General features: G+C 40.8%; 14 protein-coding genes. 8 read left to right on the forward strand and 6 right to left on the reverse strand.

Annotated features, from left to right (window positions below; genetic code table 11):
- Positions 1–153: 153 nt before the first annotated feature.
- From F7734_RS25230 to F7734_RS25240, 3 genes are all read left to right on the forward strand, one after another.
- Complete coding sequence (locus F7734_RS25230; protein ID WP_155747381.1) at positions 154–537, forward strand: response regulator; 384 nt, start codon at positions 154–156, stop codon at positions 535–537.
- 30 nt (positions 538–567) lie between these two features.
- A complete protein-coding gene (locus F7734_RS25235) occupies positions 568–1983 on the forward strand; it encodes an ATP-binding protein (RefSeq protein ID WP_155747383.1) in 1416 nt (471 codons plus the stop codon).
- 119 nt (positions 1984–2102) lie between these two features.
- A complete protein-coding gene (locus tag F7734_RS25240; protein ID WP_166482136.1) occupies positions 2103–3224 on the forward strand; it encodes an AI-2E family transporter in 1122 nt (373 codons plus the stop codon).
- A gap of 15 nt (positions 3225–3239) precedes the next feature.
- Here F7734_RS25240 and F7734_RS25245 read toward each other — a convergent pair whose 3' ends face one another.
- Positions 3240–4469 (reverse strand): HhoA/HhoB/HtrA family serine endopeptidase, encoded by a 1230-nt coding sequence (locus F7734_RS25245; RefSeq protein ID WP_155747385.1) that lies wholly within the window; start codon positions 4467–4469, stop codon positions 3240–3242.
- 532 nt (positions 4470–5001) lie between these two features.
- Here F7734_RS25245 and F7734_RS25250 point away from each other — a divergent pair.
- Positions 5002–6252 (forward strand): MFS transporter, encoded by a 1251-nt coding sequence (locus F7734_RS25250; RefSeq protein WP_155747387.1) that lies wholly within the window; start codon positions 5002–5004, stop codon positions 6250–6252.
- Positions 6253–6388: 136 nt separating this feature from the next.
- On the opposite strand, the gene F7734_RS66250 is transcribed toward F7734_RS25250, so the two are convergent.
- Genes F7734_RS66250 through F7734_RS25260 form a run of 3 tightly spaced genes read right to left on the reverse strand, consistent with a single transcriptional unit; the run spans position 6389 to position 9171 of the window.
- A complete protein-coding gene (locus tag F7734_RS66250; RefSeq protein WP_347566281.1) occupies positions 6389–7081 on the reverse strand; it encodes a hypothetical protein in 693 nt (230 codons plus the stop codon).
- Complete coding sequence (locus tag F7734_RS66255; RefSeq protein WP_347566282.1) at positions 7021–7620, reverse strand: protein kinase; 600 nt, start codon at positions 7618–7620, stop codon at positions 7021–7023. Before F7734_RS66255 ends, F7734_RS66250 begins: the two co-directional genes overlap by 61 nt.
- Before the next feature lie 18 nt (positions 7621–7638).
- Positions 7639–9171 (reverse strand): VanZ family protein, encoded by a 1533-nt coding sequence (locus tag F7734_RS25260; RefSeq protein ID WP_155747389.1) that lies wholly within the window; start codon positions 9169–9171, stop codon positions 7639–7641.
- A 688-nt stretch (positions 9172–9859) separates the two neighbouring features.
- On the opposite strand from F7734_RS25260, the gene F7734_RS25265 reads away from it, so the two are divergent.
- From F7734_RS25265 to F7734_RS25275, 3 genes are all read left to right on the forward strand, one after another.
- The gene (locus F7734_RS25265; protein WP_155747391.1) at positions 9860–11479 is read left to right on the forward strand and encodes an adenylate/guanylate cyclase domain-containing protein; all 1620 of its coding nucleotides are present in this window, start codon (positions 9860–9862) and stop codon (positions 11477–11479) included.
- A gap of 292 nt (positions 11480–11771) precedes the next feature.
- Positions 11772–13139 (forward strand): NAD-dependent succinate-semialdehyde dehydrogenase, encoded by a 1368-nt coding sequence (locus tag F7734_RS25270; protein ID WP_155747393.1) that lies wholly within the window; start codon positions 11772–11774, stop codon positions 13137–13139.
- 205 nt (positions 13140–13344) lie between these two features.
- The gene (locus F7734_RS25275; protein WP_155747395.1) at positions 13345–14988 is read left to right on the forward strand and encodes an acetolactate synthase large subunit; all 1644 of its coding nucleotides are present in this window, start codon (positions 13345–13347) and stop codon (positions 14986–14988) included.
- A gap of 86 nt (positions 14989–15074) precedes the next feature.
- Here the strand turns inward: F7734_RS25275 and F7734_RS25280 are convergent, their stop codons facing one another.
- Both F7734_RS25280 and F7734_RS25285 read right to left on the reverse strand, forming a co-directional pair.
- Complete coding sequence (locus F7734_RS25280) at positions 15075–17174, reverse strand: S8 family peptidase (RefSeq protein ID WP_155747396.1); 2100 nt, start codon at positions 17172–17174, stop codon at positions 15075–15077.
- Positions 17175–17190: 16 nt separating this feature from the next.
- Positions 17191–17472, reverse strand: a complete 282-nt coding sequence (locus F7734_RS25285; protein ID WP_155747398.1) for a hypothetical protein — start codon at positions 17470–17472, stop codon at positions 17191–17193.
- A gap of 356 nt (positions 17473–17828) precedes the next feature.
- Here F7734_RS25285 and F7734_RS25290 point away from each other — a divergent pair, with 356 nt between their 5' ends.
- Positions 17829–18647, forward strand: coding sequence for an ATP-binding protein (locus F7734_RS25290; protein WP_155747400.1), 819 nt, complete (start codon positions 17829–17831; stop codon positions 18645–18647).
- Positions 18648–18934 lie beyond the last annotated feature (287 nt).

An 18934-nucleotide genomic window follows, 5' to 3' on the forward strand; every position in this document is an offset into this window, starting at 1 on the left:
TTTGCCATTTGCCATTTGCCATTTGTCATTTCCCCTTTTCCCCAATCTCCAATTCCTATCTCAAGTCGGAAGCAATTTGTATCCCGAGAGAGATGTGTAAAAAAAAATACCAAGTATACGCTAAAGATAACGCTGTTAAAATACGAGAAAACAATGGCTCACGTATTATTAGTGGATGATGAAGAACCTTTAAGGGCAAGCCTTTCCTACAGTTTGCGAAAAGAAGGCTACACTGTATCAACAGCAATAGATGGTCATGATGCCATCAAACAATTTCACAAGCAAGTACCAGATGTGATACTTTTAGATCTGATGTTGCCTGAAGTTAATGGCATGGAAGTTTGCTGGCGAATTCGAGCATTTTCTGACGTGCCGATTGTTATGCTAACTGCAAAAGACCAAGACATTGACAAAATTTGGGGTCTGGAGGCTGGTGCAGATGACTACGTCACAAAACCCTTTAACACTCGCGAACTGCTAGCACGTATCAAAGCTGTTTTGCGTCGTCGTTCTGAAAAACAGTCTGGCTCTACCTAGTGCTTTCTTCTTGAATTGGAAATTTGTTGAATGGGCTGGATACCTCAAATTAAAAGAAATTCCATTCACACTAAACTATTGGCAACATACCTGTTGCTAACGTCTTTAGCGACATCCTTGATGGGAGGATATATTCTCTGGTCTTTCCATGCTTACTTTAATAAAGCAAGGCAGACGGATTTGGAAAACTGGAGTACTGCTATCGGTGAAAGTGTTGCTGATGCATTGGAAAAAAATGACTTTAAGCGAACCGAGGTTATTGTTCAACGTTTTGGTGCAGCTGAAAGCATAACTATACGAGTTTTAGATAATAAAGGTAACCTCCTTGCCTCATCTAGCCCGCAACAAGATCGACAAATACCAAATTGGTTGGAAATCCCTGGGATGAGAGAAGCCTTACAAGGTGAAGCACAGCAAGGTTTTGCAAAAGGGATTTTAACTAACGATGATAGATTGTTCATTGCCCGACCGATTACGCGTGAAGGTCAAATTTTAGGCGCATTGAGGATGTCGGTCACTTTACAACAGTTTCAAAGGCAATTTGCCACAATTGTTGGCACAGTCGTGGGGACTCTCATTTTTACACTGCTCCTTTGTACTATCATTAGTGAGGCGTTAGCGCGTAGCTTGTCCCGTCCTATTGAAACAATGAGAAATTTTGCAATTCAATTGGGGAGCGGGCATTTTGGTGGTAAACTTCAAATCCGTCAGAGTAACGAGTTAGATCAACTCGCACTGGAACTTAACCGCATGAGCGAACGTTTAGCTTCTCTCGATCAAGAACGTAGAGTGTTTTTAGCAAACGTATCTCACGAGCTCCGTACCCCAATTAGCAATGTCTTGGTCACTGTTGAAGCCCTTCGATCTGGTGCTGCTTCAGATCCTCAGGTCAGCGATCGCTTCTTTCAAAATGTAGAAGACGAAATTAAACGATTATCACGATTAATTGATGACTTACTAAATTTGGGACGATTGGAAGCAGGGGTGACAGTCTTAGAACAGCAAACAGTACATTTGCATCACTTGATTGACCGTGCTGTGAGAGCGATGGAATCCCGAATGAAAAATTCGCAAATTTCAGCACAGGTTAATGTCACAGATATGCAAATACAGGGTGATTCGGAGCGTCTGTTGCAAGCTATTCTAAATATATTAGATAATGCCATCAAGCACTCATCCCCGAATTCTCAAATTTCTATCGCTGGGTACAAAGAAGGTAAGCAAGCAGTTGTAACGATTCGCGATCGCGGGCAGGGGATTAAAGACACTGACCTCCCACATATTTTTGAGCAGTTTTACACTGCCGATCGCTCGCGTAAAGGAAAGGGAGTGGGATTGGGTTTAGCGATCGCCAAGCGGATCATAGAAGCCCACGGCGGTAGCATTACAGCGAGTAGTAAATTTGGCGAGGGAGCCAGCTTTAATATTTATTTGCCTTTCTCGTAAGTCAGTCGGCACAATTAAAATACCACTTGAGAGGCTTTTTTGAAATCAAAGACATAGCTAAGTTTAAAAGCATAAGATTCAGCAGGATTGCTGGAATAGCAAAATCTGGAGGCAGAATTGTGCGTTTCGGGCAATGGATAGGGTTGTTTGCTCTTGTCGTATCTCTTTACATTCTATGGCAAATCCGGCAAGTTGTTTTAGTCGTCTTTGCATCTATTGTTTTAGCTACAGTTTTAAACCAATTTGTACTATTTTTACAAAAATTCCGGATTAAAAGAGGTCTAGCGATCGCGATATCATTCAGTCTTTTACTGATTATTATAGCAAGTTTTTTAGCATTGATTGCACCACAAATTGTTGACCAACTGCAACAATTTACGGACTTTGCACCTAATGCCTTAGAAAGAATGCGGACGTGGAATAACTGGTTGCAGAACGCTATTCCAGACCAATTATTAGAAAATATTCGCGGTCTTAGAACTCTGACTCAAGGTTTACAATCTTGGTTAAATCAGCTAGTTAACAACTTTTTTGCCCTATTAAGTAGGTCGCTAAATATAGTTTTAACTTTACTGCTGTTTTTAGTATTAACCATTATGCTATTAACAGACCCTGCGCCATACCGACAGGGCTTTATCCTGCTGTTTCCTGCATTTTATCGACCTCGGGTGAGTGAAATTCTTTCTGAATGTGAAACATCTTTAGTCGGTTGGATAAAAGGTACACTCCTGACGATGTGCCTAATTGCTTGCTTGAGCTATGTTGGTTTGCTAATTTTAGGCGTGCGCCTCCCTTTAGTCAATGCACTTTTGGCAGGATTACTAGAGTTTATTCCAAATGTTGGTCCAACCTTGAGTTTGATTCCACCTTTACTGCTAGCACTGCTTGATGCACCTTGGAAAGCTGCTGCGGTGGTAGCACTCTACTTTGGAATTCAGCAGGTTGAAAGCTTGATAATTGTACCTTTGGTTATGAAGTCTCAGGTTTCTCTACTACCCGCAGTCACCATATTATCTGTAGTGATTTTCGCCCAGTTTTTTGGATTTTTAGGGTTATTTCTTGCCATACCTCTAGTCATTGTCTTCCAAATTTGTATCAAAGAAATTTTGGTTAAGGATATACTCAACAATTGGCAAGGAAACACGATAAGTAAACGCCAACTAAAAAATGAAGACAATGGTAGCGCCAACAGAACTCTTGAAGGTAGTACTGTTGGCGCAAGATCGGATACCAAGGAGTGAGGATGTTTGTCAAGTCTAACTACCTTGAGGCGTGGGAAGTGCTCCCGGTTGCACTGAGACTTGCAAACCTCTACCATTGCGTTGCAGTTCTATTTGCATGGTGCTACCAACGCCTGTTTTCTCCACTATCTCCTGTAATGCGTCAGTTGTAGTCACAGGTTGATTGTTAATTTCTTGAATCACATCCCCAGCACGCAACCCCGCCCTATCGGCTGGAGAACCAGGAACAACGCGAACAATGAGAATACCTCGGTCTGCTTGCACTGGAAGATTCGCATTGGGGCTATTGTTAATTCGTTGCTTGAGTTCAGGTGTAATCTGTACCATCTGAATACCCAAATAAGGGTGTTCAACTCTGCCTTTAGTAATTAATTCCTGAGCTATGCGTTGCGCTGTGTCAATGGGAATAGCAAAGCCTATTCCTTGAGCACCGCTAATAATAGCCGTGTTCACGCCAATGACCTGACCGCGAGCATTGAGCAGGGGTCCACCTGAGTTTCCAGGATTAATTGCTGCATCCGTTTGAATATATCCAATGCGTCTGTCAGAAGCACCGATATCGCTTGCAGAACGGTCCGTTGCGCTAACCACACCCACTGTAACGGTTTCTTGCAAACCTAAAGGATTGCCAATTGCGATCGCCCACTGTCCTGGTTGCACTTGTTGAGAATTTCCCAATTCTACAACAGGTAAATTATTGGTGGGAACTTGAACCACTGCAATATCCGTCAGGTTGTCTTGTCCCAACACTTTACCTTGCACGGTGCGACCGTCAGAAAAGGATACTGTTACTGTATCTGCATCATTGACAACGTGAGCATTGGTAAGAATTTGACCGTTAGAATTAATCACAAAACCAGAGCCAACACCGCGAACAACTCTATCTCGTGGCTGTGTCGGTATTCTGTCACCAAAAAATCTTTGAAAGAAAGGGTCATTTAATGCTTCTGGTACTTGGCTTGTGACAGTTCTCTCGGTGTTGATTTGCACGACTGCGGGTTCTACCTTATTGACAACTGCAACAACAAAATTGGTATCCTCGGCTGTTGGTACGAGCGAACGATTATTGGAATTTCCTGTTTCTTGAACTGCTTGAGCAGATTCTTGCAAAGGTTGAATTCTTTGAGATGTGACTGTTGAGCAACCACTCAAAAATGCTATTCCTACTCCTACAAATGGTAATAATAAGTATTTGGCTAATTTTTTAGCCAAGAACCGCTCGGTATTTAGATTTATTCTTTCCATATGACTTATCTATTTTAGATAACTGTAAATTGATAGGACAATCCTTAGATAAATTATTATATTTTCTTGACTTATTGACATCTGTCATAAGAAAGCTTTTGATTCTTACTCCCTTTCCGCTCTAAAATTCCACTCCTGCATATAGGTAGGGCTATGCCATACATACAATGTTGTGCGGCATAGCCCTACCTACGGTCATAGGTAATAGAGCTGCCGTTCGGGAGTCAACTATACATATATTAGTTAAGTAAAATATTTTACACATAGCTTTCGGACTGCGCGTAGCCCCCCTCAACTTTTAACCCATAAAAATGTTTAACCGTCATAAAGAGTCATAAAGAGTCATAAATAGTCTTTCATTTATTCAAATGGCTGAAAGTTTTACGTAAAAGGCCAAGCAAGATTGATTAATACAAACAGAGACAAACGCAATAACGTACTTCCTAAAAGAATATCAAAACTGCGATCGCTAATATATTTTAGCAATTTAGCCACAAAAAACGGCAATCATTTTACTTTAAGGAGATAATACATGGCTTCTTCAACTAAAGTACTTAAAAATCAAAAAGATTACCATCTAGAGATTAATACCAATCTTATTTTGATAGTTTGTATATCACTTACAGGAATTGTTGGCGTAATTGGTATTAATCCTGCCATGCCAGATATAGCGAAAGCCCTCAACATCCCCAACGAACAAGTTGGACTGATAGTTACTAGTTTTTTGATACCGTCTACAATTGGAAGTTTAATGTTTGGGGCGCTAGCAGACCGTTTTGGCAGGAAACAAATCCTCGTTCCGTCACTGTTAGTATTTGGACTGGGTGGAATTCTCTGCGCTTTGACGAATAATTTTCGCAGTTTACTTGAGTGGCGGTTCCTAGCAGGTATCGGTGCTGCCAGTTTAGAACCATTGGAACTCACGCTGCTTAGCGATTTATATAGCGGTCCAAGGCTTACGAGTGCAATGGGGTTTAACGCTGCAATGATTGGTATTACTGCCACAATTTGTCCTATCATTGGAGGGGCATTAGGAGGTTTAAATTGGCGATATCCATTTTTACTATCGCTCATAGCCTTTCCAATGGCATTATTGGTTGTTACAAAGCTGAAGTTACCAAAACTACCAAGCAAGCAACACAATACCCAGAATATTCCTTTTAACGTCTATCTCAAAAATATCTGGATCAACGTTAAAAATCCTCAAGTGTTTGGGCTACTGTTTGCACTGTTTTGTATGTTTATTATTGAGTTGGGAACCTTTTATACCTATGTCCCCATCCTAGCAGGCACGACTCTGAAAGCTTCTGTGGCAGAAATTGGTATTATCCTTTGTTGTGAATCCATCGCTTTTTCCTTAGCAGCTTCACAGTTAGGATTATTAGCACGCCATTTCTCAGAAAAAAGCTTAATCGTTGTAGGTTTTCTTATCTTTGTAGTATCATTACTGATTGTTCCTGCAATTCATAACTCTTGGTTATTGATCCTTCCCTGCGTTTTATTTGGTGCGTCACAAGCACTGGCTTTCCCAACAATGCAAGCAATGTTGGCTGGAGTTGCTCCAGAAGGTTACCGTGCTGGATTTATGGCGCTCAACGTCACAGTTCAATCACTGGGAAGAGCACTTGGTCCGTTGTTTGCAGGTTTTGCTTATAGTGTTTGGGGAATGGGAGGAGTTTTCTATTCCAGTGCTGCTCTTAGCATCATCGCAATTGTTGTATTTGCTCTCATGACGACCTCCAAAAAGTTAAAACGCCTGACTAGTCATAATCCAGCACATTAATTTTGAGGCGGTTTACGTCAAAACCCTGACTTCTCAAGATGCTGTTAGCAAATAATGGATCCTACCTTCCGCACCTCGTTCCCAGCCTGAGGCTGGGAATGCCTTTTTAGGGGGATCTGCCTCAGGTAACCAAGTACTACTGGCAAGTATTCTTTGTCCGACTCTTCCAAATCCAACCCGGTTCGGGGGCGCTGAGTTCGATCCAACCACCTTCTTCTCTTCCAGTGGCTGTCACTCTAGTACCTGCTTTAATAACCTTTCCTGTTCTTCTGCGCCCGGAAACAGAGCGTACATTTGATGCGCGAGTGACAATAAAACAGTTATTGAGTTGATTCTGTTGGGAAATGTTGTCGGGTGTACTTTTTTGTGTATTTGTACCGTCTGCCCTTTGTGTTTCTTGAATTGTTTTCTCTTGTGTAGTTGAAGAAGGTTTCTGTTGAGGAGGATTTGCAGAAATTACACTCAGCGCAACTAAAGCAATAACACTGGTTCCGCAAACAATGAGTTGCATTTGGCGAGGGGATTTAATTGGAAAACCTTTGGGAGACGCAGAAGTGTTGGATGCAGTTGGTTGATTGCTGTGAGGAATGAGCACTGTACTTTGTGCATCTGGCACTTGAGAATTAAGAGTGGTTGGTAGCTGTGTGGCATCCGGAGTTTTTGTATTTTCTGTTGGAGCATAGCAAGGTTTTGCCAATTCTTGTAGCGATCGCACCATCTTAGTTGCAGAGGCATAACCTTCTCGTAGATAGTTCCGCAGTAAATATTTCACAGCAACAGCCACAGCTGTGCGGGTGCTGGGAGTGGCGATCGCAGTGAGTGCTTCCAAAGCCTCAGTTGCAGATTCATAACGATACTTAAGGAATACATTTGGATTTGCTTAACAGCACCAAAATCAACTAGCACCAGTCTGTTATCGGAATGGCGACGTATGATATTTTGAGGTTTTATGTCGCGATGGATAACTTCGTTATCGTGAAGAAATTCTAGAATTGGCAGAACTTCTTGCAGCAAATGAATGGTTTGACTTTCATCCCAACGTTGTCCCAATGGCAATTCTGTTGCCAGTTGGTGTCCCTCAATATACTCCTGTACGAGAAAAAATTCTTGCTGTTCCTCAAAGTAAGCTAAGAGTCGCGGAATTTGGTCATGGTTGCCTAATTTTTCCAAGGTTTCCGCTTCTCTACGAAACAAGCGTCTTGCAACTTGTAAAAACTCTAAGTCATCAGTAGCAGGTTTGAGATGTTTAACAACGCATACAGGATTTCCAGGACGCCGAGTATCTTGTGCTATGTACGTGTGACCAAATCCACCCATACCTAATAGCTCAACTACCAGGTAACGCTGGTCTAGTAATCTGCCAATCATCTAAAACCTTCCGGGACTCTATACGGCTGTTTTTTTCAATACCATCAAAGCACGTAACCTTAACACTAGCATAGTACCCGTAGTCAAGAATACACTCAATAAAAAATTTTTGAAGTTGATACTCTTACCGTTTTCACTCACCAAAATACTTTCCAGTATCAAAGAAGGTAATAGTATTCCACTGAGAAGTAAAAACCTATACAGAAATATCTTTCTTTTAGCTAAAATGGTAAGAAGCGTCAAACAAATTCCCAAAGGAATAAAGGTGATAGCGTAGTAAAAAAGTTGCTGCTCCTTGGGTATTAAGTCCAATAAACGGAAAGAATAGAAATGACTTAATTTATCGATGTAGACTTGAAGCTTGCCTTTAGAATACGCCAGTACTATATGATGAGGTTTGGTATCTGTAAAAACATTAGGAACTCTCATCTTTAATTCTGAACCATTTTCTCCAGTAATGGAAGTTCTAATTCGTAAGTCCAAAGCGGTTCCCTCCTGTCCCAAAGTGAAATTGCGACGAAGCGGTCCGTTGGAAACTGAGATAATGCGAGCGGGTCCGGTTTGACCTATGTCAGAACTAGCAACAGTAGTACTTATAGTGAATTCAGAGGTTTCACGAATTCTTTGGTTTAAAGAGGTGACAGGATTTGCTGTTTCCAACCAATTACCAGGGCTTAAAAACACTCCTTGACCTTGCTGATTTTCTGACAACTGTTCCCACCAAAGTTTTTTCTGTAGTAACTTGGGACTTTTTACAGTTTCTTCTGGCTGACAACACTTTTCAGTAAATTGGTACGAAGTAACCAGAGAGTCTCCCAGTGTCTTCAAATAATTTTCATCAGCCAATACTTTTTCTACTTCGTTTTTTGAAATAGCCCTATCGGCAATATAAATTTTAGAGATATATCCTTGCCAAGGTCTATTTCCTGTTCTCTCATTACCAAGTATTAATGGATAATTTGGATTCCAACCACTTAAATCTGTTGTTCCCAGCCAGACAATTGAGATGGCAAATGCTAGCAATATATATCCGCAAAAGAACAATGTTATTTTCTGTGTAGAACGTCCTAGTTTACTATTTTCTATGCTAGTCAAGATACTAGTAACCTGTTGAGAAGCACACAAATAAAAACAGAGCGATCCGACTAATCCACTGATACTATTATTAAGTATATCGGCAGGAGTAGGTTCTCTAGACGGTAAAAACATCTGCAAAAGTTCAACTGTCAGTGATAATCCAGCACTCCCTAATAAAACCAGTAAAGTTTTTCCTATTAATGGTATTTTGCTTTTTTGTAAAGCACTGCTGAGACTGAATCCTAAAGGAACAAATAATAAAATGTTATTGATTTGGTCTATAAAATTGCTTGTACTTTCAAATTGACTCGGTATCTTCCGGATTGAAAAATTATCGGGTGAAGAAAAATTGAAGGGATAAAGTGTAGCTACTAGCACCACCAATATGCTACAAAAAACCATTAAAATATCTTTTGTAAAAATGCCTCTATCAAAAAAAGTATATTTTTGACAAAATTTTTTGCCTTGTTTCATAAGTTATCCTAATTGAATGGAGCGTGATTGAGAAATAACACCAAATGTTTACTCTTTCTTCAATTTTCTGACCTCTCATTACGGAAATCTACCGACGTATTTTTACTGTTATTTGAGAATTGTCGGTCATGTAAATGCCCAAAATAGAGCAATTGTTTCAAGAGATGCTACGGTTAACACATAAAAGTGTAGGTTAGTGAAGTACCATAATAACGTCATTCTTTCTTATGTTATTCATTGAAGATACAGTTAAGATTAAAAAAATGTAAATAGTTGATGAGGTTCTTGCAAATAAACTGTCGGTTAAGCGAATATTGCTCTCTGGTTTTAAAAGTATAATTTTATACGTAATTATTTCTATAAGTAGGTTGGGTTGAGGAACGAAACCCAACAATCCGATTCTTTTGAACCGCAGAGTACGCAGAGAACGCAGAGAGGGAAGATGAGGAATTGCTGCCTGAATCAAAATTTGATAAGTCACCTTGATAGGGCGCTTCTATGCCCACTCTATTGACAATACTAAGATTTTACACTTGTCGGATTGCTACGGACAGTGCCATAAAGATAAAGGTGAGGGGTGAAACCCTATCTCAGTTACCTATGAAAAAGTGATAACTGAAACTGGTAGCTTATAAGTGACCATTAAACAATATATTAATCTCCACATCCCAGATGGATTTATAAAGTCATGACAGAACTGAAACTGCGCCTGCAAGAGGGAACTTCCGAAAAAATGATAACGGTGCATCAAGATACATTTACAATAGGTCGCCTACCCCAATGCGATCTTTGTATAGCGTCTGGAGGAGTTTCCCGTTTCCATGCCCGATTGACGAAAACTCCCTCCGGTAAGTGGACTGTTGAGGATTTAGGCAGTAAAAATGGAACACAATTAAACGAAAACCTTGTCACATCCCCCCAACAGGTGCATAGCGGCGATATTATTTGGTTGGGAGATGTTAGTCTAGTTGTTTTACTCACTGCCGTAGAACCGATAACCTTCAAGCAGGAAGTCGGAGCAACCGCTCAAGGAAGAACAATTCTTCGTAATGTTAAACAATTACAGGAGCAATGGCTGCTGACTGATATTGATGATAGTGACATTGCTAATAAAGACAAAACTATTGCCCGTTTAAAGGATTTAGTAGACATAGCGAAGAATTTGTCTGCAGCAGCCTCGATACAAGAGATTTTCTCCCAAGTTCAGGAAGTTGTTTTTCGTTACCTTGACAGCATAGATCGTTTGGCACTCTTAATTGATGTAGGCGGTAGCGGCAAGCTAGAATTAATGAATGCGGCAACAAGAGATTTTTCCCAACACGAATACTTATTAACAGATGGTGATTGGATTAGTCGCAGTATCTGCCAAAAGGTTTTTGAGGAAAAAATAGCCATTCAAACCGCTGATGCTCAAAACGATGAACGGTTTGCTGGAGAAAACAGTATTTTAGTGAAAGGCATTCGTAGCGCCATGGCAGTCCCTTTATGGGATGAGAATAAGGTAGTTGGAGTTCTCTACGCTGATGCCCATCTTTCATCATATCATTGGACACAAGAAGGTGAGGAAGAACTCAGGTTTTTTTCAGCTTTAGCAAATCTTGTCGCTTCTAGCGTACAGCGCTGGTTGTTAGCAGAGAAACTTAAAAGTGAAGCGGTGCTTCGCCAAAGATTGGAACGGTATCATTCTCCGGCTGTTGTGCAGCAGTTAATATCTGTAGGAGTTCTACCTGGTGGTCGTTTACCACCACAAGACTGTGAAATTAGTATTTTATTTGCGGATTTAGTTGGATTTACTGCCCTTTCAGAACGGCTATCGCCAACTAAGATTGCCGAACTACTAAATTATTTATTTGAAGAAATGCTACAAGAAGTGTTTGCCTTTGGCGGCACTTTGGATAAGTATATTGGTGATTGCATTATGGCATTTTTTGGCGCGCCCGAACTGCAGCCAGATCATGCCAATCGCGCTGTGGCTTCTGCTATGCGAATGCTGACACGTCTGGAGAAGCTCAATACTCAGAATTTTTGGGAAGAACCACTTCAATTGCGGATAGCAATCAATAGTGGCAGAGCGGTGGTGGGAGATGTTGGTAGTTCTCAGAGAGTTGAGTACACTGCATTAGGAGGAACTATTAATTTAGCTGCCCGAATGGAAGGAGTTTGCCCTCCGGGTGAATGCACCATTAGTGAAGCTACTTATAGTTTGCTTTCAGATACCTCTTATTTTCATGAAATGGGAGATTATCGCTTTAAAGGCATTAATCGATTGGTTAAGGTTTATCAGACGAAGATGCACGAAAGGATTTAAATCAGGCAGAGGGCAGAGGGCACAAAGGTTTGTCTAAAAACTTTTTCTTGTCTTTAGCATAGCTGCCTTCCTCAAAATCAAGCTGGTTTGCTGAGATACATCCTGGCTTTACAGCCATCATAAGCATAAGTACACATTAGTTATGTATAATTTGTTTCAACTTTAGTTGCAAAATTTTAATACAACTAGAACGAGCATTTATTAAAAGACTACAATTATTTAGTGAAACCGCAATTCATATATGTAACAATGCGTTGCTGTTTTAAGTAACTTTTTAACGGGAGGTTAGGTCATGGCTATTGCCACCATTAATCCCGCAACAGGGGAATTGCTCAAAACTTTTGAGCCGTTAAACGATACCGAAATCGCTACAAAACTTGATTTGGGACAACAGGCTTTTGAGCAGTATCGAAAGACTGGTTTTCCAGAACGAGCATCTTGGTTGCAGAAAGCTGCTGATATTCTGGAGCAAGAAAAAGCAGAGTATGCTAAGCTCATGACTCTGGAGATGGGTAAGCCTTTTAAAGCAGCGATCGCAGAAGCAGAAAAATGTGCCGTTGTCTGTCGCTACTATGCCGAACACGCTGCCCAATTCCTGAGTGATGTGAGTGTCAAAACAGATGCCAGCCACAGTTTTGTCCGCTACCAACCACTAGGCATCATTCTTGCCGTCATGCCTTGGAATTTTCCCTTCTGGCAGGTTTTTCGATTTGCCGCACCTGCTTTAATGGCAGGAAATGTAGGATTGCTGAAACACGCTTCTAATGTTCCCCAATGTGCTTTAGCTATAGAAGAAATTATACGACGAGCAGGTTTTCCCGAAGGAGTCTTTCAAACCTTATTGATAGGTGCTAGCAAGGTGGCTTCCTTAATGGCAGACGAGCGCATCAAAGCTGCCACACTAACAGGAAGCGAACCAGCCGGAGCAAGTTTAGCCGCCGCATCAGGAACACAAATTAAAAAAACTGTTTTGGAATTGGGAGGTAGCGATCCTTTTATTGTTTTGGAAAGTGCAGATCTAGAAGCAGCCGCTACTACAGCAACTTCCGCACGAATGCTGAATAACGGGCAATCTTGTATTGCAGCCAAACGTTTTATAGTTGCTGAAGCTGTGGCAGATAAATTTGAAAAGTTGCTGCTAGAAAAATTCCAAGCCTTAAGAGTGGGAGACCCCATGAACCCAGAAACCGACTTGGGACCTCTAGCCACCCCCGATATTCTCAAAGAGTTAGACGAGCAAGTGCATACTTGTGTTAAGAATGGTGCAAAACTCCTCATAGGAGGGCATCCTGTATCAGATAGACCTGGTAATTACTATCCTCCAACGATTCTCACGGAGATTTCTCCAGAAAATCCAATGGCAAAGGAAGAGTTTTTCGGTCCTGTAGCAATGCTATTTCGTGTTGCGGATATTGAGGAGGCAATCAAACTAGCAAATTCCACACCCTTTGGCTTAGGAGCCAGTGCATGGACAACTAACGCCGAAGAACGCGATCGTCTTGCTGAGGAAATCGAAGCAGGTTCGGTATTTATCAACGGAATGGTAAAATCTGACCCGCGCTTACCCTTTGGTGGCATTAAGCGTTCCGGATATGGCAGAGAACTGAGTATCCAAGGCATTCATGAGTTCGTCAATGTTAAAACTATATGGGTTAAATGATTTTGGATTTTGGATTTTGGATTTTGGATTGGGAAAAGTTAGTGGTTAGTTGTTAGTTGTTAGTTGTTAGTTGTTAGTTGTTAATCCCTAACCACCAACTACTAACCACCAACCACCAACTACTAACCACCAACCACCAACTACTAACCACCAACCACCAACCACTAACTACCAACCACCAACCACTAACTACTGAGGAAATTAAATGAACACGGCTGAACTACTGGTACAATGCTTGGAAAATGAAGGTGTAGAATATGTTTTTGGACTTCCTGGGGAAGAAAACCTGCATGTTCTAGAAGCCTTAAAACACTCTTCAATTAAATTTATTACTACCCGTCACGAACAGGGTGCGGCGTTCATGGCAGATGTTTACGGACGTTTGACAGGAAAAGCCGGAGTGTGCCTTTCTACCCTCGGACCTGGGGCAACAAACTTAATGACAGGAGTGGCAGATGCTAACCTTGATGGCGCACCACTGGTTGCCATCACCGGGCAAGTAGGAACAGATAGAATGCATATCGAATCCCATCAATACCTTGATTTGGTAGCAATGTTTGCCCCTGTTACAAAATGGAACAAACAGATTGTCAGACCAAGCATCACGCCAGAACTTGTGCGAAAAGCCTTTAAGCGATCGCAAAGTGAAAAACCGGGCGCAGTACATATTGACTTGCCGGAAAATATAGCTGCCATGCCCGCAGACGGCAAACCATTGCAAAAAGACAAAATAGAAAAAACTTTTGCATCTTTTGCCAGTATTAGGGCAGCTGCAGCAGTGATTTCGCAAGCAGTTAACCCCATAATTCTAGTAGGAAATGGGGCTATCCGCGCTCAAGCCAGTGATGCAGTCACGCAGTTTGCCACCCAGTTGAATATTCCCGTTGCCAATACATTCATGGGTAAAGGCATTATTCCTTACACCCATCCTCTAGCACTGTGGGCAGTAGGATTGCAACAGCGAGATTTCATCACCTGTGGCTTTTCCAATACCGATTTAGTTATTGCCATTGGCTACGATTTAATTGAATTCTCCCCGAAAAAATGGAACCCCGAAGGCAAGATTCCTATTGTTCACATTGCAACAACTCCTGCAGAAATTGATAGCAGTTATATTCCTAAAGTAGAAGTTGTAGGGGACGTTTCAGATTCACTTTTAGAAATATTAAAAGTTGCAGATAGGCAAGGCAAACCCAATCCTTACGCCATCAGCTTGCGGGCAAATATTCGTGCTGATTACGAACAGTATGCCAATGATGATGGATTCCCCATCAAGCCACAAAAGCTCATTTACGATTTGCGGCAAGTTATGGGACCAGAAGACATCGTCATTTCTGACGTAGGCGCACACAAAATGTGGATTGCCCGTCATTACCACTGCTACAGCCCCAATACCTGTATTATTTCCAATGGCTTTGCCGCAATGGGAATTGCCATTCCCGGCGCATTAGCAGCAAAACTCGTCTATCCAGATCGCAAAGTTGTCGCTGCAACAGGGGATGGTGGTTTTATGATGAACTGCCAAGAACTAGAAACTGCCTTACGTGTTGGGACACCATTTGTCACCCTAATCTTTAATGACGGTGGCTATGGATTAATCGAGTGGAAGCAAGAAAACCACTTCGGTAAAGGACGTTCATCCTTTATACATTTTGGCAATCCCGACTTTGTCAAATTTGCAGAAAGCATGGGACTAAAAGGCTACCGAGTTGAAACTGCGACAGATTTGGTTCCCATGCTCAAAGACGCCCTTGCCCAAGACGTTCCGGCTGTCATAGATTGTCGTGTAGACTACCGAGAAAACAGCCGCTTTACCCAAAAAGCGGGTGAGTTAAGTTGTTCTTTGTAATTGTTAGTGGTTAGTGGTTAATTGTTAGTTGTTGGTTGCTAATAACTAACAATTAATTACTAACACTAACAATTATTGATAACCTCTCACTCAACTATTTCAACAATGTAAAATTGTCCGCCGTTATCGTCTATAGTCCACAAATTGCCTTCAGATGTCGCTTGAATTTCACAATAGTATGTTCCTGGAGTTAATCCATTTAGTGTCAGCTGGTGTTGCGTTTGTGGCTCTGCATTTCCTATCTGCTCACCAAGAACTTTGCCAATTTGCAACTTATCTAGATGAGAATGAAAGCGTACAACATTGGTTGTCGGAATGTTAGTTTGCCAAGAAAATTCTGTGCCGCGAACTTCTGTATGACTAATTTCTGGAAACTGAGCAGTACGCGCAAATTCTACTGCTGCCTTTATGTTTAATTTTCCGTATCCCCAAGTATCATCAGGGGTATTAGAGGTAGACTCATTTCGTTGAGCTGTTGCAATCAAAATTTGCTTGACCTGTTCGCAAGTCAAATCGTTACGTATACTTAAAATCAAAGCAGCCGCACCTGTCACATGAGGCGAAGCCATGCTTGTACCTTTCATCAGTGTATGCTTTAGGTAATGGTGATACGCCGGACAACTTAAGCGGCTTAGAGGTGAACTTGAACGGGTAGAAACAATATTTTCTCCAGGAGCAACAATTTCAGGCTTTTGTAGACCATAGTGTGTTGGTCCTCGACTGCTAAACGACGAAATATCTCCGGGTCTTGAATCGGGGTGTCTTGGATCGGGACGAGTCACATAAGATCCTACAGTAATGACTCGCTTTGCAGTACCAGGAATTACAACTGTACAAGTTTCGTCTGCACAACTTGGCAGAAATCGAAGTTGCTCATCGCCATCAATCCAAACATGGTAACCTCCTACTTGTATATTATCGCCTCGGATCTCCAGTGTCCACGTACCTGATTCAAGGTAGCTTGCACTGTTCGGTGACGACAATACAATTGCTGCCAAAACATCACCTCCTTTACTTTCATACTTAATAACAACGTAATTGTTCGCAAGCGTCTGAAAATACTCGTATTCTTCAGTTGGTGTCACAAATCCTAAAGAATTTCCACTAGGAGGCTGTAATGCTACGCTCATTCGATCCAGATCGTCGTAACAAACGTAAATAAAGGCATAAGACTGATTCTCAGAAATTTCAAATTTCAGTGTTTTTGTTGTTCCTTGAGCCATCTGTCCTCCAGCATGGAGACACTTTTCTTGCTCGTTGCCAGCCGCACAAACTACAACAACGTTTGGTTCCCTAAGAAATACTTGATTTAGCGATCGCTCTAATATTGTTTCACCTGCTCTTCTTTTGATTAATTCTCCCAAACTCAGGTTAATAGAAACAGGTTTCCTTTCCATTTTAGCACGCAAGATAATGTAATTAAATGCGTCAAAAACTTTAGTTGAGTTTCCAAAGTCCCCTCCGTCAAATTGCAAAGCAACAACAATCAAATCGGCTTCGGGAGCAACACCAATATATGTGCTTTGACTCCCATAATCATTAGCAGTTGCGATTCCTGCAACGTGAGTACCGTGCCCGTCTTCATCTAAACAATTAACTACACTAGACGGATTTGATGTGCTCAAAGCTGCATTTAACTCATCTTGGATGTATTCTCTGCCGTAAGGAACCCGGTTTTGTGTATCTTGTCCAGCTTTTTGATTCCATAAATATAGAATGCGAGATGTCCCATCACGATTACGAAAACTGTCATGCGTATAGTCTATACCAGTATCAATAATACCAATAATTACGCCTCTTCCTTTTAGTGGGGGGTTATCCTGATGTACCGATATAACGTCGATTGCCTGAAGAGAAAGGTCTAGCTGTTTTTCATATGGACTTGATGCTTCCACGCGATCGACAAATTCTGATTCTGACAGTCTTTTTAATGTGTCTAATGTCACCTTCCCACTGACAACAGTGTAAGGCTTTTGAACTGCATAATGAATATGAATCCCAAGGTTGCGTAAATCTTCAACTCTATTAGAGTCTACGCAACGTACTAAAACCTCAACCGTACTGGGCTTTCCTTCTGTTTGAGTTAAACCAACTCTCTTGGCAATGATAGAGTAAGCAACTTTAGCTCCATCTTGTTTGCTCTTGTTAATTAAAAACCATAATTGAGGTTCAAGCTTACTAGACAAGCTGACTTCTCCCGATTTAATCGAAACCCGTTTGCTTTTTCAATGGAAACGAAAGTTCTATTTCGCTAACAAATGGTAACTCTGCAACCTTCTGTAGCTGGTTAACATTACCTACAGCCCCGCTTGAGAAGTTACCTGCTGTGGAGTAGTTACGATAACCAACCTCCTCAAGCTTATCTTCTTGTTCCCGAGATAAGGGCTGCTTATAGCGAACTAAGACGTTTATCTCTCCAGAAATTCCTTGCTCTATCTGCTGTTGACCCCATAAACTTAACTTTTCTTTTAGCGATTTGCTCATAAGCTATTCTTATTTTACTGAGTTATGGTTATCTCCACTCACTCCAAACCTCACACTTTAGTAAGAACTGCTTTATCTTTTCTCCTCTTAAAATTAAAAAACAATTTTCTTATTTTTGTAACTCTAGAATGCACTAAAAATTTATCAGATACGGATAGCCGTTGCTGTAGCTGCTTCTTGCAGTTAATCACTTAACTTTTGAGAAAATGAATAGGAAATTTTAGATTTAACCTACAGCCTTTATATTATGCTTTAATATAAAGGTTCATACAGCTTCAGTTTTGATTCAGTTTTGCTTCAGTTTAATGTCAAGTGAGTCAAAATGAAGTTAGTCAACAGTTGATATAAGGATACTCATGGCACTTTCCGTTAGAGCGTCTAAGCAAGGGCTAGACATCTTAGAGAAGGCAAGAAGAAACAAAGGCTGGAATAAAGACTCCAGCAATTGGCTTGATGCGGCTGGTGGTATTTCACGAGCAACTTTACAGCGATTTTGGCGAGGTGAGTCAATTCGACAAGAAAACTTTGAGGCAATTTGTAAAGCTGTTGGGATAAAAAACTGGGAAGCACTGGTTGACAAAAGTCCAGAACAGCGAACAGAACTACTTGCAGAGTTTTTTTCCTACGACGAAGCTTGGGTAGGGCGAGAGCGACTAGTGACTAAATTAGTTAATAAGCTTCACGGTTCATGTCGTCTCTTACTCATCTTGGGAATTTCTGGTATAGGTAAAACGGCTCTAGCTGAAAGACTAGTAGTTAATATGGAGGATTGGTTAGAAGGAGATTGGAAAAATAGATTACTAAGAGCCAATTTTGACTACGAGAACAAACCTACAGATTTTGCTAGCGTTGCGGCTAGATGGCTTGAGGAATTGGGAGAAACAGTTTTACAAGAGGATTGCAAATCAGAAGTATTATTGCAGAGTTTATTAAAATACTTACGCTGCCATCAAATATTAGTATTAATTGATTCGTTAGAAAAGCTTTTGATTGGAAATCAAGAAGATGGCTGGGGTAATTTTAAGGATGATTCCTGGGAATTTTTTTTTTGGCTTACTATCAGAGGAATCTTTCGAAGCCGATTGATTGTTACTTCAGAAGATTTCAATTTAAGTTGCAACTTATCTTATAGATTTTTTATTACTATAAAAATTTTTGGCATTATGAATTTTTAGATGGCCTGGATGAAGTGAACAAAAGCAATTATTTCAGAAACTTTTTGAATCAAAAATTTTAGTTTTCATTCAAACCACCATCAAAAGAGTATTACAATTATTACAAATTAGCCAAGCTTGTTACGGTCATCCCTTAGTCTTGAGGCTGATTGTAGAAGAAATTATTGAGTCTTTTAATGGTGTAACCCAAGGTTTTTGGAAGGTATATGGTAACCAAATAAAACAGCTAGAAGAAAAGATTGCAGAAATTGAACAAAAATACAAAATTGACAATTATTATAATCATA

This window comes from Scytonema sp. UIC 10036, assembly GCF_009725235.1.

Bases quoted from the DNA above. Each gene is read 5' to 3' on its own strand.
- F7734_RS25230 (WP_155747381.1), top strand. From the start codon at position 154: ATGGCTCACGTATTATTAGTGGATGATGAAGAACCTTTAAGGGCAAGC.
- F7734_RS25235 (WP_155747383.1), top strand. From the start codon at position 568: ATGGGCTGGATACCTCAAATTAAAAGAAATTCCATTCACACTAAACTA.
- F7734_RS25260 (WP_155747389.1), bottom strand. From the start codon at position 9,171: ATGAAACAAGGCAAAAAATTTTGTCAAAAATATACTTTTTTTGATAGA.
- F7734_RS25265 (WP_155747391.1), top strand. From the start codon at position 9,860: ATGACAGAACTGAAACTGCGCCTGCAAGAGGGAACTTCCGAAAAAATG.
- F7734_RS25275 (WP_155747395.1), top strand. From the start codon at position 13,345: ATGAACACGGCTGAACTACTGGTACAATGCTTGGAAAATGAAGGTGTA.
- F7734_RS25270 (WP_155747393.1), top strand. From the start codon at position 11,772: ATGGCTATTGCCACCATTAATCCCGCAACAGGGGAATTGCTCAAAACT.
- F7734_RS25285 (WP_155747398.1), bottom strand. From the start codon at position 17,472: ATGAGCAAATCGCTAAAAGAAAAGTTAAGTTTATGGGGTCAACAGCAG.
- F7734_RS25250 (WP_155747387.1), top strand. From the start codon at position 5,002: ATGGCTTCTTCAACTAAAGTACTTAAAAATCAAAAAGATTACCATCTA.
- F7734_RS25245 (WP_155747385.1), bottom strand. From the start codon at position 4,469: ATGGAAAGAATAAATCTAAATACCGAGCGGTTCTTGGCTAAAAAATTA.
- F7734_RS66255 (WP_347566282.1), bottom strand. From the start codon at position 7,620: ATGATTGGCAGATTACTAGACCAGCGTTACCTGGTAGTTGAGCTATTA.
- F7734_RS25290 (WP_155747400.1), top strand. From the start codon at position 17,829: ATGGCACTTTCCGTTAGAGCGTCTAAGCAAGGGCTAGACATCTTAGAG.